The organism is Lichenicola sp. GTC18331 (genome assembly GCF_055386855.1).
This window is the reverse complement of sequence record NZ_AP045015.1, coordinates 1,758,736-1,775,114: the sequence shown is the minus strand read 5'-3', so window position 1 is coordinate 1,775,114 and position 16,379 is coordinate 1,758,736. Positions and strand designations below refer to the sequence as shown.

The following is a 16,379-nucleotide window of genomic DNA, read 5'->3' as shown; positions in this document are numbered from 1 at the left end:
CGTTAGAAATCGTGATCGGTCGGTCGCAGGCAGGGTGCCGAGGTGTTGCTGCCTGCGATACTTCGGTGTCAGACCGCGAAATATTTCGCCTGCGGATTGAAGATCACCAGGGCGCTGGTCGACTGCTCGGGGTGAAGCTGGAACCCGTCCGACAGCGACACGCCGATGCGTTCTGCCTCCAGCAGGCGCAGCAGCGGCTCCTGATCTTCGAGCCTGGGGCAGGCCGGGTAGCCGAACGAGTAGCGCGAGCCGCGATAGCCCTGGCCCAGCATGCGCTCGATGTCGCGGTCGTCCTCGGCGGCGAAGCCGAGTTCGGCGCGCATGCGCTTATGCGCGTATTCGGCCATCGCCTCGGCCATCTCCACCGACAGGCCGTGCAGATAGAGATAGTCCTGGTAGCGGTTATTCTCGAACCAGACCCGGGCGACGTCGGAGGCTTTCTGCCCGACGGTGACGACCTGGAGACCGACCACGTCGCGGCGCTCCGGGCCATCGTCGATGTCGCGCACGAAATCGGCGATGCAGGCGCCGTCCTCGCGCGGCTGCCTGGGCAGGGCAAAGCGGGCGGCCTCAGTGATGCCGTCCGGTTCGAACAGGATCAGTTCGTTGCCGTGTCCGGCGGCCTTCCAGTAGCCGGTGATGGCCTGCGGGCGCAGGATGTCGTCTTCCGCGCACAGGGCCAGCATGCGCTTCATCACCGGGCGCAGTTCCTGGCGGGACCAGGCGAGGAATTCCTCCAGGGAACGGCCCTGTTTCCGGAAGCCCCACTGGAATTGGTAGAGCGAGCGCTCGTTCAGGAACGGGATCACGGCGCTGGGCTGGGCTTCGGTGATGCGTGCGCCCCAGAAGGGTGGCGTGGGAACGGCGAGGCCGTCGTTCAGGCGGCGTCTGCGGGCCTGTGCCGCCGGCACGTCGGCGGTGGCGTAGCCCCGGGTCTCGGCGATCTCCGGGGTGCGGGGCCGCGCCCGCGCCTTGCCGGCGCGGCGGGTCTGGATCGCGCCGAGATAGCCGTCGATCTCGCCGGAGGTGACCTTGTCCATCAGGCCGAGCCCGTCGAACGCATCGCGTGCGTAGGCGACGAGGCCGCCGCCATAGGCCGCCACGCATTCCTCCTCGACGTAGTTGCGGGTGAGCGCCGCGCCGCCGAGCAGAACCGGCAGAGTCAGGCCCTGTCGCGCCATCTCCTCCAGGTTCTCGCGCATGACCACGGTGGATTTCACCAGCAGGCCGGACATGCCGATCGCATCGGCCTTGTGTTCCTGGGCTGCGGCGATCATGTCGGCCAGCGGCACCTTGATGCCGAGATTCCAGACCTTGTAGCCGTTGTTGGTGAGGATGATGTCGACGAGGTTCTTGCCGATATCGTGCACGTCGCCCTTCACGGTGGCGAGCACGATGGAACCGCGCGCCTGTCCTTCGACGCGCTCCATGAAGGGTTCCAGATAGGCCACGGCCGTCTTCATGGTTTCGGCGGATTGCAGCACGAAGGGGAGCTGCATCTTGCCGGCGCCGAACAGCTCGCCCACCACCTTCATGCCGTCCAGCAGAACGGTGTTGATGATGTCGAGCGGGGCCATGGTGGCGCGGGCTTCGTCCAGATCGGCTTCGAGCCCCTTGCGGTCGCCGTCGACGATGCGGTCCTTCAGGCGCTCCGGGGCGGTTTCGGCGCGCTTCTTCTTGACGGCGTCCGCGGCCTTGCGGTCGGCGAACAGTTCCAGAAGCCGCTTGAGCGGATCGTAGCCGTCGCGTCGGCGATCATGGATCAGGTCGTCGGCGACCTGCACCTCTTCCGGCGCGATCAGATGGAGCGGGCGGATCTTGCTCACATGCACGATCGCCCCGGTCATGCCGGCCTTGACCGCCTGATCGAGGAAGACCGAGTTCAGCACGGCGCGGGCGGCCGGGTTGAGGCCGAACGAGATGTTGGACAGGCCGAGGATGATCTGGATGTCCGGGAAGCGCTCCCGGATCAGGCGGATGCCTTGGAGCGTCCACAGACCGAGCTTGCGGTCGTCCTCGTTGCCGGTGGCGATGGTGAAGGTGAGCGGGTCGATCATCAGATCGGATTGCGGCAGGCCGTGCTTGTCGCAGGCGAAGGCGACGAGGCGTTCGGCGATGCGGAGCTTGTCTTCCGCCGTCTTGGCCATGCCCACCTCGTCGATGGTGAGCGCGATCACGGCGGCGCCGAACTTGCGCGCCAGCACCATGCGGTCCTCGGCATGGCCCTCGCCGTCCTCGAAATTGATCGAGTTGATGATCGGCTTGCCGCCATGGAGCTTGAGGGCGCTCTCGATCACCGGTGTCTCGGTGGAATCGATCACCAGCGGGGCATTCACGGAGGCGGTGAAGCGGCGCACCACCTCGTCCATCTCCGCGACCTCGTTGCGGCCGACGAAGGCGGTGCACACATCGAGGGCGTTGGAGCCTTCCGCTGCCTGTTCGCGTCCGACGGACACGCAGCCGTCCCAGTCGCCGGCCTCCTGCAGCTCGCGCCATTTCTTGGAGCCGTTGGCGTTGCAGCGCTCGCCGATGGAGAAATAGCTGTTCTCCTGTCGCAGCGGGGTCTGTCCGTAGAGGCTGGCGACGGCGGGAATCCAGACCGGCTTCCGGGCCACCGGTGCCGGGCGGTGTCTGGCCTTCGCGCGTCCGCGCAGCATCTGGTCCAGCGCCTGGATGTGCGGGGTGGAGGTGCCGCAGCAGCCGCCGACGAGGTTGAGACCGTCCTCGACGATGAAACGCTCGACCCAGGAGGCCATCTCGGCCGCGCCGAGCGGGTAGTGGGTCTTGCCGTCCACCAGTTCGGGCAGGCCGGCATTAGGCTGCACGGAGATGAGGCGCGGCCAGTTCGCGGCCAGCCAGCGGACGTGCTCCGACATTTCCTGCGGCCCGGTGGCGCAGTTGAGGCCGATCAGCGGCACGTCGAGGGCATGGATCACGGTGGCTGCGGCGGCGATGTCCGGGCCGACCAGAAGGGTGCCGGTGGTTTCCACCGTGACCTGCACGAAGATCGGGGTGTCGGTGCCGGCGGCGCTGCGGGCGCGCTTGGCGGCGTTCACGGCGGCCTTGATCTGCAGCGTGTCCTGGCAGGTCTCGATCAGCAGCGCGTCCACGCCGCCGTCGATCAGCCCGGCGCACTGGTCGGCCAGGGCGGATTCAAGCGGGTCGTAGGCGACGTTGCCGAGGGTGGGCAGCTTGGTGCCGGGGCCGATCGAGCCGACCACGTAGCGGTGCCGGCCGTCGGAAAAGCTGTCCGCTGCTTCACGGGCGAGTTCGGCGGCGACCCGGTTGATCTCGTGGGTGCGGTCCTGGAGACCGAACTCGGCCAGGGTGATGGTGGAGCCGCCGAAGCTGTTGGTTTCGACCATGTCGGCGCCGGCCTCGAAATAGCCGCGGTGGATTTCGCGCACGAGTTCGGGCCGGGACAGGTTCAGGATTTCGGTGCAGTTCTCCTGGCCCCAGTAGTCGCGCTCCACCTCCAGATCGAGCATCTGCACGCGCGATCCCATGCCGCCGTCGCACAACAGGACGTGGTCGTGGAGCGCATCGAGGAGGTGGGGGCGGGTGGTCATGATGGGGAGGGTCCTGTCCGCGTCGGGCCGGGCCGGATTGCCGTGAGCGTCCCGAGGGGCGCACGCTTCTCACAAGATGACCGGATTCTGTCCAGCATCGCGTGAGCAGGGCAGGGTTCCAGGGGAGGGTCGATGCGTCTGGATGCGCGGATCGGGGTGCGGGTGGTGATCCATGGCGAGGAAGGGGCGCCGTCGGATGCGATCGCGCTGGTCAGGCTGGGCGACGGGGCGACGATCGATCGGGCGGGCTGGGCGGCGGTCTGCGTCCTGCCGACGGAGGCTGGCGGCAGGCATGAGGCGAACTGCCGATGCTGTGCCGGGCGTTCGGCTCTCGCCGACACGTTGGGCAAGCTGTTCACCCAAAGGGCAAGAGGTGAAGTCGGTTTTTTTGGACAAGTTCTGTTGTCTGTTCCAGGCGGTCTTGTTCACGAAGCGGTAGCAATTCTGGAACATGATCCGCTGATAGCCGGGCGATACAGGGTGCTCGGATGACTCGGCAATAAAACAGCTTCGGTGGCATCCGGCCTGTGTTATGGTAGTGGGTGTATGCCGAAAGGTTTCGGGAGACAGGTGGTCTCGTTCTTTCGGTGGCGGAACAGCACCGGCGTGGTGAAGGGAATAACGTGGACCAACGCAACGACGATGCCGGCCGGTCGAACCGTGCGACGCAGGGCCATGGTGAGAACCACGGCCATGCCGCCGACCCGGTGACGATCCGTCTGCGCGCGGCGATGGCCGCCGCGAAGTATCACGGTGTGGAGCTGGATCCGCGGACCTTCCGCGCGGAGCCGAACGAGCCGTCACCGTCTCCGGCGACCTTGGTGCGCTGGCTGGACGAGCAGGGGCTGGTGGCCAAGGGCATGCGCCTGAAATGGCGCTATCTGCTGCGGATGCACAACACGCCGCCCATCGTGCTGATGTTCAAGGATGGTTCTGCCGGTTTGTTCATATCGGCCGACCATAATCGCGGCGTGGTCTGGCTGCGCGATCCGATGGGGGGCGAAAGCGACCCCATGGTGGCGGTGGACGAGCTGCGTCTGAGCCAGGTCTGGACCGGCGACGTGCTGTTGTTGCGCCGCGCCCGGTCCGGCGCCGAGGTGGAGACGCCGGTCGACATTCGCTGGCTGATGCGGGTGGTGATGCGCGAGAAGAGCATCATGCGCGACATCATGCTGTCGTCGATGGTGCTGTCGGTGCTGACGATTCTTCCGGCGCTGATCATCATGCAGGTTATCAACAAGGTCATCTCGCAGCATTCCATGGCGACGTTGTTCTCCGTCACCATGATTCTCGTGATCCTGACGTTCTACGAGACCTTGCTGTCCTATGCCCGACGCGAACTGACGCTGGTGGTGACGGCGCGCATCGACAGCCGGATCAGTCTTCACGTGTTCAATCGCCTGCTGGCTCTGCCGCTCGAGTATTTCGAGCGACAGCAGACCGGTAACGTGATCGGTCGGGTGATGCAGATCTACAAGGTCCGCGACTTCATGACCGGTTCGCTGCTGCGGACGTTCCTGGACCTGTTCACCGTGATGGTGATTCTTCCCTTCCTGTTCGTCCTCAGCGCGACCCTGGCCTGGATGACGCTGGCGGCGGCGGGCGCGATCGGCCTGATCGTGATCGTGTTCATGGCGCCGGTAGGATATTACATCGGGCGCGTCATCGCCGCCGAGATGGAGCGCGGTTCTGTGCTCTACGAGAGCATCGCCGGTATCCGGACCCTGAAGACGCTGGCTTTGGAGCCGTCGCGTCGCCAGGAATGGGACGAGAAGACCGCGGAAGTCACGCGCTGGAAGTTGGCATCCGGCCGGATGAGCAACTGGCCGCAGACCATCATCATGCCGATCGAGATGTTCATCAGCCGCGGCGTGCTGCTGGTGGGTGCCTATCTGGCGTTGAAAGACCCGAACGGCAGCGCGGTGGGCGCCGGTGGACTGGTGGCCTTCATGATGCTGGGCGGCCGCGTGGCGGCTCCGCTGGTGGGGTTCGCTCGTCTGCTGGAAGACTTTACCGAGGTGCGTACAGCGCTGGGCGAAGTCGGTTCCGTGCTGAACAATCCGACCGAAACGCGAGCGCTGACGACCGGCATGCGTCCGACCATTCATGGTGCGCTGTCGTTCGTGGACGTGAACTTCACCTACCCCGGTGCGGCCAACAAGGCACTGGACGGTGTGGATTTCTCCATTCCCGCCGGGACCATGCTGGGCGTGGTCGGTCGAAGCGGTTCGGGCAAATCCACCATCACCCGTCTGCTTCAGGGCGTCAGCCGCTCCTACACCGGCTATCTGAAGCTCGACGGCATCGACATGCGCGAGATCAACCTGAACCATCTCCGCCGGTCGTTCGGCGTGGTGTTGCAGGACAACTTCCTGTTCCGCGGGACCATTCGCGACAACATCACTGCGGGCCGCCCGGGTCTGACGTTGGACGACGTGGTGCGGGCCGCGCGCCTTGCCGGAGCGGAAGAATTCATCGAGCGCATGCCGGCGGGATACGAGACCTTCATCGAGGAAGGATCGACCAACATCTCCGGTGGCCAGCGTCAGCGGCTGGCGATTGCCCGCGCGCTGATCTCGGATCCCAAGCTGCTGATCCTGGACGAGGCGACCTCGGCGCTGGACCCGGAAAGCGAGGCGCTGGTGAACGCCAATCTCGCCCGGATCGGCAAGGGGCGCACGATGGTGATCGTGTCCCACCGTTTGTCTTCTCTGGTGGATTGCGACCAGATCCTCGTCATGGAGCAGGGCAAAGTGAACGATATCGGCCCGCATAGCGTGCTGGTGGAGCGTTGCGCGATCTATCGCCAGCTCTGGCTGCAGCAGAATCGCCATCTCGATACGAATCGTTCGGCCGGGCCGGCGCCCATGCTGGCGGAAGGAGACTGACCATGAGCTCCACCGAGATGGTTCCGGGCGACCGGAACGAAGCCGCTCTCGCCGAAGTATCGCGTCGCCGCCGGTCGGAAGACACCGACGACATGCCGCCGGCGCTGCTCGAATTCCATTCGCCGAGCGCGGCGATGGCGTCGCTGCCGCCGACTCCCTCGGCGCGCTACGTTACCTGGATCATCTCGTCCATGGCGATCGCCAGCGTGCTCACCATGGCGTTGTTTCCGCTCGGCGAGGTGGTGACGGCTGCCGGCGGTCTGGTGCCGACGGTGCCGACCATCGTGGTGCAGCCTTTGGCGACCTCCATCATCCGGTCGATCGACGTCCATGAGGGCGAGATCGTGCATAAGGGCCAGATCCTGGCCCATCTGGATCCCACCAGCACCGACGCCGATTACGTCAATCTGCGGGATCAGGTTGCGAGCCTGACCGCTGAAGTGAATCGTCTGACCGCGACGGTGAATGGCAAGGATTATGTCGCCGTTCCGAACGATCCGGCCTCGACGCAGCAGGCCGCGATCTTCCTGCGCCGGCAGTCGGAGTTCAACTCCAAGCTCAGCAACTACAACCAGCAGATCGCCGCTCTGCAGAGCGATCTGGTCGGCTATCAGGCCAATGCCGCGATGTATGCCGGCCGGGTGAAAGTGGCCGCCGACGTCAACAACATGCGTCGGCAGCTCGAAAAGGCGCAGGTCGGCAGCCGATTGAATTCGCTCGCCTCGCAGGACGAGCTGATGGAGATGGAGCGTTCGCAGATCGGCGCCCAGCAGAACGCCGCGGCGGCGCGCAGCAAGCTGAACGCGATGATCTCCGAGCGCGACGGCTACGTTCAGAGCACCAAGGCCGACGATTATCAGGCGCTGACCGAAGCCCAGCGGAAGCTCTACGAAGCGACCGGGTCTTTCACGAAAGCGACCCAGCTTCGCGATCTGCTCGTAATGCGTGCCGACCGGGACGCGGTGGTGCTGAACATCGCCCATCTTTCGGTCGGTTCGGTGATCAGCGCGGCACAGCAGTTCATGACACTGACGCCGCTGGACGCTCCTCTCGAGATCGAGGCGCGTCTCCCGGCCGATCAGGCCGGCTACGTGAAGCCGGGTGATCTGGCGCAGGTGAAATTCCAGACCTTCTCCTACGTGCAGTATGGCGGCGCCGATGCTCACGTCGTGAACATCAGCGCGGACGCCTTCTCGCCGGATCAGGCACAGGCCGCCACAGCCGCGGCACCTGCGAACGGCCTCGCTACGCCGGGCAGCGGAAAGGAGACCTTCTACCGCGTCCGTCTCGTCGTGGATCGCTATACGCTCCATGGCGTGCCGAAATTCTTCAAGCCCACGCCCGGCATGAGCGTCAGTGCGGACATCAATGTCGGCAAGCGCACGATCTTGCAGTACCTGCTGGCCACGGTGATGCCGACCGTGACCGAAGGCATGCGCGATCCTGGCTGATCGGACGCGTGGCCGCGGCACGAAGGAGCATCGTCTGATCTCATGGTGAACCTTCTGGCTCAGCGGCTGGCCGCCGCGTTCTCTCCGCAGGCGAAATTCCGCTACGCCCAGTCTCTTCTGGCGTCGGGCGACACGGCGAAGGCGTTCGCGCCGATGAGCGCGGCGGCGATCGCGGGCATCCCGGAAGCACAGTTCCGGGTCGGCCGTGCCTATCTCGACGGTGCCGGAGTGCCGGTCAGCCGCGACGAGGGCGCGCGGTGGATCGAACGTGCCGCCGAATCGGGTTGGGTCGAAGCCCAGGTTGTTCTGGCCACCATGTTCCTGTTCGGGCTGCTCAGCGGTTCCGCCGCCAGCTCGATGTTCACTGTCGCGCCGGCGCGAGCGGACGCCCAGCCGAACTACGAGAACGCGGCGTTGTGGTCCCGTCGGGCGGCGGAAGCCGGCTCGCCGGACGGACAGGCTCTGTACGCCTATATCCTCACCTCCGGACCGGCCGAGCTGCGGGATATCGAAGCCGCGGACGCCTGGTACGAGAAAGCCGCCGCAGCAGGTTCGCCGCAAGGCCATCTGGGTGTCGCCCTGGCGCTGCTCCGGAACGCGCTCGATGCGGAAGGACAGAAGAAAGCCGCGACCAGTCTCGCCAAGGCTGCGGAAGGCGGCCTCGGTACCGCTTTGTATCTTCTGGGAGTGATGACCGAGCGGGGGGCCGGTGTACCGCAGGATATCGCGGCCGCGACCGATCTTTATCGTCAGGCGGCGGAACGTCGCGTTCGGTCGGGCGAGGCGCGTTACGGTCTTGCCCTGATGGAAGGGCGCGGCGTCGAACGGAACGTCACCGCCGGTGAAAGCTGGCTGCGTCGTGCCGCCTTGGCCGGCGATGCCGAGGCCGCCGCCCTGGTCGGCGATCTGTATTCCAAGGGCGGAGACCTTCCGCCGAATTACACCGAAGCCGCGACCTGGTACGGACGCTCCGCCGCCGCCGGCCATGCCGCGTCTGCGCGCGCGTTGGGCCTGCTTTATCTGACGGGCGCAGGCGTGCAGCGCGATCCGGAAGAAGCCGCGCGCTGGTTTCGTCATTCCGCGGAGCGGGGGGACCAGTCCGCGCAGGTGGATCTGGGCAATCTCGTTCTTGCCGGAGGCGGCACGGAAGAAGATCGATCCGCTGCGCGGGCGCGTTTCGAGCGCGCAGCGGAAAGCGGCGATCTGGTGGCGGCCTTCAATTTCGGCGTGTGTCTGGCGGAAGGCGTCGGGATCGAACGCAACGATCGTCAGGCGGCGCTTTGGCTGCGTCGCGCCGCGGACGGTGTCGTCAATGCGCAATACTGGTATGGCCGCATGCTGGCCGAAGGCCGGGGCGTCGAGGTCGATCTGAAGGAAGGCCGCTTGTGGATCGAGCGTGCGGCCGATGCCGGTCTGGCGGATGCCGAGATGGCGCTCGGCGAGATGCAACTGGCCGGGCGCGGTGGTCCTCGCGACCATCGTGCGGCTCTGCGCATGTTCGAACGCGCCGCGGGCCAGGGCAACGTCAACGCCATGTTCTCCGTGGCGGCGATGCATGGCGGCGGTCACGAGGTGCCGGAGGATCGGCCGACTGCCCAATACTGGTTCCGGCAGGCGGCCGAACGGGGGCATGCGATGGCACAGCTCATGCTCGGCCGTTACCTGTCTCGCGGGCTTGGTGGGGAAACCGACGTCGCGGAAGCGCGGCTCTGGCTGCAGCGCGCCCAGGCGCAGGGAATCACCCAGGCGGAAGCGGAGCTGGGGCGTATGGGCGGACGGCCGCCGGCTGCCCCCGCGCCCGTGGCGCGCGCCGCCAGCCAGCACTGACCGATCGATCGTCAAGGCAGGGCGGAAGCAGCGTCGTGCGTTCTCAAACCGGCCCGCGCCTTCCGTGAGCGGGAGCGATCTTTCATCCGCTACTCATGGGTCGCTGCGGATCAATCGCGTCACTGAAGCCGACCGTGCCGCCTGGCGCGCCTGGGCGACCGAGAGGGCTCAGGACTCGTTCCGTCGCGGACGCGAGGCGACCGAACTCGGCCAGTTCGCCGAGGCGCGACGGTGGTTGGAACGCGCGCATCGTTTCGCGCGCGAGTCGTCGATCGTGATCTTTCCCCTTGCGGTCGCCCGGTTGCAGACCGGCGATCCGCTCGGCGCGATCAGCCTGCTGCAGGGATTGTTGCGGCGGTTCGATCAGCGTGAATGTTGGGTCATGCTCGCCGCTGCCCGCATGGCCGCGCATCAGGTCGATCAGGCAGCCGAAGCATTGGGCGAGGCGTTGCGCCGGAATGCGCCCGATCGGGCGATGCTCGGGTTCATATCCGACATCGCACAGGCCGCGGGCTGGCCCGGCTGGTGCGGATTGTCCGGCGATGGAACGCTGTCCGCCGTTCTGGGCCGGGGCACCAGCGGAACGCCGGAAATCCTGATGGATGGCGTGCCGGTGAAGGCGCGTTCCAGAAATGGGCGTGTCGTGCTGCCCGCCGGCTGGGCCATGGCGCGTTCGATCGCGGTGTCTCGCCATGGCATTCCCTTGCTCGGCAGCCCGATCGACGTTGCCGCCGTGATCCGCACCGAAGGGTTCGTGGAGGCGGTGGACGGACAGCTCACCGGGTGGGTGTGGCACCCGGGCGAGCCGGAACGCGCCCCAGAGGTGATCCTGCGCGACAGCCTCGGCGGCAGCGTACGGGTGGCGATGGAGCAGATGGCCGAGATCGCCACGGCGGATGCGCCTTTGGCGCGTCCCCGCCTGCTGCGGTTCGATCCCGTGCACCTGGCCGGTCTGGCCGTCGCCTCAGGCGAAGTGACCGTGACGGGAAGCGATGGACGCGCCCTGGCCGGCAGTCCGCTGGACCCGGCTTTGGAGCATCGTGCCGCCGCCGCCCTGGCCGCGATCCAGGCGGGCGCCAGCAGCGTCGCCGCCTTCGCGCGCGCCGGTCTGAAGCGGCCGAAGCGTTCCGTGGCTCCGCCACCGGCCTTTCTGCCCGTGCATGCCGCGGTGATGGGCACAAACCCGGTCGTCGGCCCTGTCCGCGAGACCGACGTGGTGGTGCCGGTGTTCAAGCATCTCCGCCGGACGCTGGATTGTCTGGAAAGCGTTCTGGCGGTGATGCCGAAGGGCGGGCGGCTAGTGGTGGTGGAGGATCGCTCGCCCGATGCCGCCTTGGTGGCCGCTTTGATTGCCATGGCAGCGGAAAAACGCATCGTGCTGATCCGCAGGGCGGAGAATGGCGGTTTTCCGGCCAGCGCCAATGACGGGATCACTGCCTGCGCCGGGCGTGACGTGGTGCTGCTTAATGCCGATACGCTGGTCGCGCCGGGTTGGCTGGAAGCGCTGCGGCGGGCGGTCTACAGCGCGCCCGATATCGGCACCGCCACGCCGTTCTCCAACGAAGCCACCATCCTGTCCTATCCGGATCATCGCGACCGTAATGCCTGCCCTGATCTGGCCGGCACGCGCCGGATGATGGCACTGGCGGCGGCCGCCAACGGCGATGGCGTGGTGGACATCCCCACCGGGCACGGATTCTGCCTTTATCTGCGCCGCGATTGTCTCGATCAGGCCGGTCTGTTGCGCGAGGATCTGTTCGCGCAAGGGTATGGCGAGGAGAACGATTTCTGTCTGCGCGCGCGTCATCTCGGCTGGCGTCATGTGGCCGTGCCGGGCGTGTTCGTCGCACACGAGGGCAACGTGTCGTTCGGGGCCGCGCGCACCGGGCTGATGCGCCGGAACGGCGAGATCCTGAACCGGCTGCATCCGGGATACGACGCCTTGATCGCCGCCCATATCGAGGCCGATCCGCTGGCGCCGGCGCGGTTCCGGCTCGATGCCGCGCGCTGGGCCGCTTTGCGTCGCCGTGGCGAGCGGGAGCAGACGCCGCGCGCCGTTCTGCTGATCACCCATGCCCAGGGGGGCGGCGTCGATCGCGTGGTGCGCGAGCGGGCCCGTCAGGCGCAGATGCAGGGTCTGCGGCCGATCGCGCTTCGTCCGGATGGAGAGGGGGTGCTGCTGTCCGATCTTTCGGTCGAGGAGCGGTTTCCCAATCTGCGGTTCGCGCTGCCGGGGCAGTTCGAGGCCCTGGTGGCGTTTCTGCGCCCGGACGGGGTGGTGCATGCCGAATGGCACCATCTGCTCGGCCATCACGCGGCCTTGCGCGGCCTGTGCGCGCGGCTCGGCGTGCCGTTCGACGCCTTCATCCACGATTATGCCTGGTTCTGCCAGCGCATCGCTCTGGTCGGGCCGCAGGACCGCTATTGCGGCGAGCCCGATCCGGCCGGCTGCGAACGCTGCATCGCCGTGCAGGGCTCCAATCTGGCCGAACGGATCAGCGTTCCGGCGCTTCTGAAACGATCGGCGCGGGAGCTGGCGGATGCGCGACGCGTGATCGCACCGTCCGAGGATGCCGCACGCCGGATCGCGCGTCACTTCCCGGGCATTCGACCCGAAATCTCGTCCTGGGAGGACGACCGGCCGGATCTGTCTCTGGCCCGTCTGGCGGCGGTATCGTCTCCCGTGCCGCGCCCGCCCGGGCGTCGAGCAGGGCCCGACCGTCCGGCGCGGATCGTGGTGATCGGCGCGATCGGGCGTGAGAAGGGCTACGACGTTCTGTTGAACTGCCTGATCGACGCGCGTGCCCGTGCCTTGCCGCTGGAATTCGTGGTGGTGGGCCATACGCCGGACGACATGGCATTGATGGACCAGGGCTGCCTGTTCGTAACCGGCGAATATCGCGAAGAGGACGGCGTCGGGCTCGTGGCCGAGCAGGACGCGGATTTCGCCTTTCTGCCTTCCATCTGGCCGGAAACCTGGTGTTTCACCTTGAGCGTCGCGTGGCGTGCCGGATTGCCGGTGGCGGCGTTCGATATCGGCGCGCAGGCCGACCGGATCCGCGCCACCGGGCGCGGCGCGGTTCTGCCGCTCGGTTTGCCGATCGCCGATCTGAACACCGTGCTGCTGCGCCTGTGCCGTCCGAACGGTGGAATTGTGCAACAACCGAGATCGCACGGCGCGGTTGTGGCCGAACGTGCCGCGCAGCCCATTGCGAAGCGCACGCTGTCGTCGCACCATCCGCAACGATAACCTCCCCCCTTCTCCCGACATCAGCAGACGGATCATACGTATGTCGCAGACCAGCCCGACACCGAACCAGCGCGTGGTGACCGAGCTGAAAGTGTCGGCCCATCTGATGCTCCTCGATCCTGGGGTGTTCTGCATCTTTCATGCGCCGGGAACCCAGCCGCCCGATCCCGCGACCAACCTGCCGGGTGTCCGCGTGTCGCGTCCGCCCGCCGTGTCCGCCGATGCGGTGGAGATCAGCACCTTCAGCCCCGATGGCTGGCTGGGCGGGGAAGGCGGTGCGGCGCTGGTGCGGATCACCGGCGGCCAGACGCAGGTGCTGGTGTCGATCTACCAGTCGGTGAACAGCACCCAGGAAGCGCCCAAGCTGCAGGTTCTGCGTTTGAGCGAGCAGGCGGCCCCGTCGCAGCCGACGGTGCCGCAGCCGGCGCCGGAGCCGAGCGTGCCGGAGGCGCAACCGCAGCCGGCCGCGGCCGCCGCGCTGAAGCCCGAGGTCGCCGCCCATGTTCAGCGCTCCGGCGATCTGTTGACCCGTCTCGGCGAATGGATGGGCAAGCGCGGCAGCCAGAACTGGATCGAGGGTTTTGCCATCCAGCCGGCCAGCCGCATCGAGCCGACCGATATCGAATATCAGGCGGTTCTGGGCAAAGGCTGGCTGTCGCCCTGGGCCGAAGGCGGAAAATACTGCGGCAGCAAGGGGATGGCGCTGCCGATTCTCGGCCTGCGCGTGCGCCTGAAGGGCGAAGCGGCGGAGAAATACACCGTCAGCCTGCATGCCACCTTCATCGACGGGAGCGAGGTCGGCCCGGTGGACGGCAGCCAGACCGCCGAAACCGAGACCCTGGCGCCGCTGGAAGCCTTCAAGGTCGAACTCGTTCCTGTGAACGGCGCGGAAAACGAGGAAGCGGACCTCCCGGCCGCCGCACCTGCCGCTGCGGTTGCGACCAAGACCGCTCCGGCCGCGGCGTCGCCCAAGGGCAAGCCGGCCAAGCCGGCCCGTGCCGCGCCTGCGCCCGCTCCCGCCCGTAAAGCGGCGCCGGCGCGCCCGGCCGCTGCGGTGCGTTCCGCGAAAACCGCGCCGCAGCCTGCGGCCAAAGGCAGCACCCGCACCCAGAAGCCGACAAAGGGCGGCCGCTCGCGCTGAGCAGGCGCGTGTACGCGGAAACGTTTCGTCCCGCTGCAGGTTGGACACGTTTCCGCGACTCGGCCTGGTTCGTGAGCACAATCACGGACCGGCTTCTTTCCGAAGACGTCCATCCGTGATGCTGTGCGCTCCGACGCCCACAGAAGCGTCCAAGAACAACGCGAGCCGCTTTTGAAATACCTGTTCGTTCATCAGAACTTTCCGGGCCAGTTCCTGCATCTGGTCCGCCACCTCACCCGTCAGGGCAACAACGAGGTGGTGTTCATCAGCGAACCCAACAGCAACACCATGCCCGGCGTCCGGCGCGTCTTCTACAAGATGCCGCGCGGCGCGGCTCCCGAAACCTCGCCCGCGGCGCAGGAATTCGAGATCGCCACCTTGCGCGCCGAGATGGTGGCCGGCATGGCGCGCAGCTTGCGCGATCTGGGTTTCAGGCCTGACATCATCATCGGCCATCATGGCTGGGGCGAGATGCTGAACCTGCCGGACGTTTATCCGGACGTGCCGATGCTGGGCTATCTCGAATTCTATTATCACACCGACGATTTCGACGTCGGTTTCGATCCGGAATTCCCCAGCGATCCGCTGATGTTCCCGCGCATCCGGGCCAAGAACGCGGTGAACCTGCTTGCCCTGAACAATCACGGCGCCGGCCAGACCCCGACCCTGTTCCAGAAATCGACCTATCCGGACTGGTCGCACGACCGCATCACCGTGCTGCAGGAAGGCGTCAATCTCGATGTCTGCGCGCCGGACCGGTCTTTGGCCAAGGCGCCGTTCCATCTGCGCGGCATCACCGTCCGGCCCGACGAGAAGCTCGTCACCTATGTCTCGCGCGACCTGGAGCCGTATCGCGGCTTCCATCGCGTGATGCGGGCCCTGCCGCGCATCCTGGACGAGAGGCCGGATGCGCGGGTGATGCTGGTCGGCGGCGATGGCGTGTCCTATGGCGCCAAGCTGTCGCAAGGGACTTGGCGCGAACTGCTGCTGGCGGAGGTGGGCGACCGGCTCGACCTGTCACGCGTGCATTTCGTCGGCAAGCTCGACTATCGCGCGTATGGCGATCTGCTGAAGCGCTCCGACGCGCATCTCTATCTGACCTACCCGTTCGTCGCGTCCTGGTCCTTGCGCGAAGCGATGGCGACGGGCTGTGCCATCGTCGGCAGCGATACCGGTCCGGTGCGAGAGTTCATCCGCCATAAGAAGAACGGATTGCTGGTGCCGTTCTTGGATGCGGATGCGCTGGCCGATGCGGTTCTGGAGCTGCTGGAGAACACGACGCTCAACACCAAGCTGCGCCGGGCGGCGCGCAAGGATGCGGAGCGGAGTTTGGCGATGGAGGATTACCTCGCCAACTACGAGACCCTGATCCGGGACACGATCGAAGCCGGATAGAGCGGCCGGCCTCGCACGGGACTGCCTTCCTCCCCAGGAAGGAAGGCAGCCGGTCGCGTGTCTACTTCTTCGCGGCGTCGAGGGAGTCGCGGATCACCTGGCCGGCTTCTTCGCGCCCGGCCCAGCCGGTCACCTTCACCCACTTGCCCTTCTCCAGGTCCTTGTAGCGGGTGAAGAAGTGCTCGATCGCCTGGCGGGTGATCTCGGGAAGCTGGCTCACCTCGGTGATCTCGGTGAACTGGGTGTGCATCTTGTCGTGCGGCACGCAGACGATCTTCTCGTCCTGGCCGCTCTCGTCTTCCATGCGCAGCATGCCGATCGGACGCGCGCGGATCACCGCGCCCGGCACCACGGCGGCCGGCGCCAGCACCAGCGCATCGGCCGGATCGCCATCGGCGGCGAGCGTGTTGGGGATGAAGCCGTAAGCGGCCGGGTAGGCCATCGGGGTGAACAGGAACCGGTCGACGAAGATCGCGCCGCTCTCCTTGTCGAGCTCGTACTTCACCGACGAGCCGGCCGGGATTTCGACCACGACGTTGATGTCCCAGGGGACGTCCTTGCCGGCGCTGATCTTGGAGACGTCCATGACGGGTCCTGTTCTTCTTGAAGACGGTGCACGATTGCGCCCGGAAACTATCGGCGGCGGGGCTTTCTGCCAAGCGCGGCGCGCGTTCGGATGCTTGCCAAAACACGTGGTTTGGGCGATGGGGGAGGCGGCTTGTGCGCCTGTAGCTCAATGGTTAGAGCGGGCCGCTCATAACGGCTTGGTTGCGGGTTCGAGTCCTGCCGGGCGCATGTGCCGCCCTCGCGCCGTTCGGGCGCGCCGCGGCAGACCGCGCCGACCGTATCCAGCCGACC

9 protein-coding genes and 1 tRNA gene are annotated in these 16,379 nt (G+C 66.6%); 8 read left to right on the top strand and 2 right to left on the bottom strand.

The features are described from left to right. Positions 1-68: 68 nt before the first annotated feature. A complete protein-coding gene (metH, locus tag ACZ5BM_RS08195) occupies positions 69-3,569 on the bottom strand; it encodes a methionine synthase (RefSeq protein WP_498911356.1) in 3,501 nt (1,166 codons plus the stop codon). Positions 3,570-3,701: 132 nt separating this feature from the next. Between metH and ACZ5BM_RS08190 the strand changes: the two genes are divergently transcribed. The 7 genes from ACZ5BM_RS08190 (at position 3,702) to ACZ5BM_RS08160 (ending at position 15,521) form a co-directional block, all read left to right on the top strand. Then, positions 3,702-4,061 (top strand): hypothetical protein, encoded by a 360-nt coding sequence (locus ACZ5BM_RS08190; RefSeq protein ID WP_498911354.1) that lies wholly within the window; start codon positions 3,702-3,704, stop codon positions 4,059-4,061. Between the two features lie 131 nt (positions 4,062-4,192). Then, positions 4,193-6,457 carry a peptidase domain-containing ABC transporter gene (locus ACZ5BM_RS08185; RefSeq protein WP_498911353.1) on the top strand — a complete coding sequence of 755 codons (2,265 nt, stop codon included), beginning with the start codon at positions 4,193-4,195 and terminating at the stop codon, positions 6,455-6,457. A 2-nt stretch (positions 6,458-6,459) separates the two neighbouring features. Next, a complete protein-coding gene (locus ACZ5BM_RS08180; protein ID WP_498911351.1) occupies positions 6,460-7,908 on the top strand; it encodes an HlyD family secretion protein in 1,449 nt (482 codons plus the stop codon). A 42-nt stretch (positions 7,909-7,950) separates the two neighbouring features. Continuing rightward, a complete protein-coding gene (locus tag ACZ5BM_RS08175; protein WP_498911349.1) occupies positions 7,951-9,735 on the top strand; it encodes a tetratricopeptide repeat protein in 1,785 nt (594 codons plus the stop codon). A 64-nt stretch (positions 9,736-9,799) separates the two neighbouring features. Further along, a complete protein-coding gene (locus ACZ5BM_RS08170) occupies positions 9,800-12,985 on the top strand; it encodes a glycosyltransferase (protein ID WP_498911347.1) in 3,186 nt (1,061 codons plus the stop codon). 40 nt (positions 12,986-13,025) lie between these two features. Further along, positions 13,026-14,126: a hypothetical protein gene (locus tag ACZ5BM_RS08165; RefSeq protein WP_498911345.1), complete on the top strand. Its 1,101-nt coding sequence runs from the start codon at positions 13,026-13,028 to the stop codon at positions 14,124-14,126. 171 nt (positions 14,127-14,297) lie between these two features. Then, positions 14,298-15,521, top strand: a complete 1,224-nt coding sequence (locus ACZ5BM_RS08160; RefSeq protein ID WP_498911344.1) for a glycosyltransferase family 4 protein — start codon at positions 14,298-14,300, stop codon at positions 15,519-15,521. A 61-nt stretch (positions 15,522-15,582) separates the two neighbouring features. Here the strand turns inward: ACZ5BM_RS08160 and ppa are convergent, their stop codons facing one another. After that, positions 15,583-16,107: an inorganic diphosphatase gene (ppa, locus tag ACZ5BM_RS08155; protein ID WP_498911342.1), complete on the bottom strand. Its 525-nt coding sequence runs from the start codon at positions 16,105-16,107 to the stop codon at positions 15,583-15,585. Positions 16,108-16,243: 136 nt separating this feature from the next. Between ppa and ACZ5BM_RS08150 the strand changes: the two genes are divergently transcribed. After that, positions 16,244-16,316: transfer RNA gene (locus tag ACZ5BM_RS08150), tRNA-Ile, on the top strand. The last annotated feature ends 63 nt before the right edge of the window (positions 16,317-16,379 follow it).

Coding starts and splice junctions, on each gene's coding strand:
- metH (WP_498911356.1), bottom strand. CDS start 3,569: ATGACCACCCGCCCCCACCTCCTCGATGCGCTCCACGACCACGTCCTG.
- ACZ5BM_RS08165 (WP_498911345.1), top strand. CDS start 13,026: ATGTCGCAGACCAGCCCGACACCGAACCAGCGCGTGGTGACCGAGCTG.
- ACZ5BM_RS08180 (WP_498911351.1), top strand. CDS start 6,460: ATGAGCTCCACCGAGATGGTTCCGGGCGACCGGAACGAAGCCGCTCTC.
- ACZ5BM_RS08190 (WP_498911354.1), top strand. CDS start 3,702: ATGCGTCTGGATGCGCGGATCGGGGTGCGGGTGGTGATCCATGGCGAG.
- ppa (WP_498911342.1), bottom strand. CDS start 16,107: ATGGACGTCTCCAAGATCAGCGCCGGCAAGGACGTCCCCTGGGACATC.
- ACZ5BM_RS08175 (WP_498911349.1), top strand. CDS start 7,951: ATGGTGAACCTTCTGGCTCAGCGGCTGGCCGCCGCGTTCTCTCCGCAG.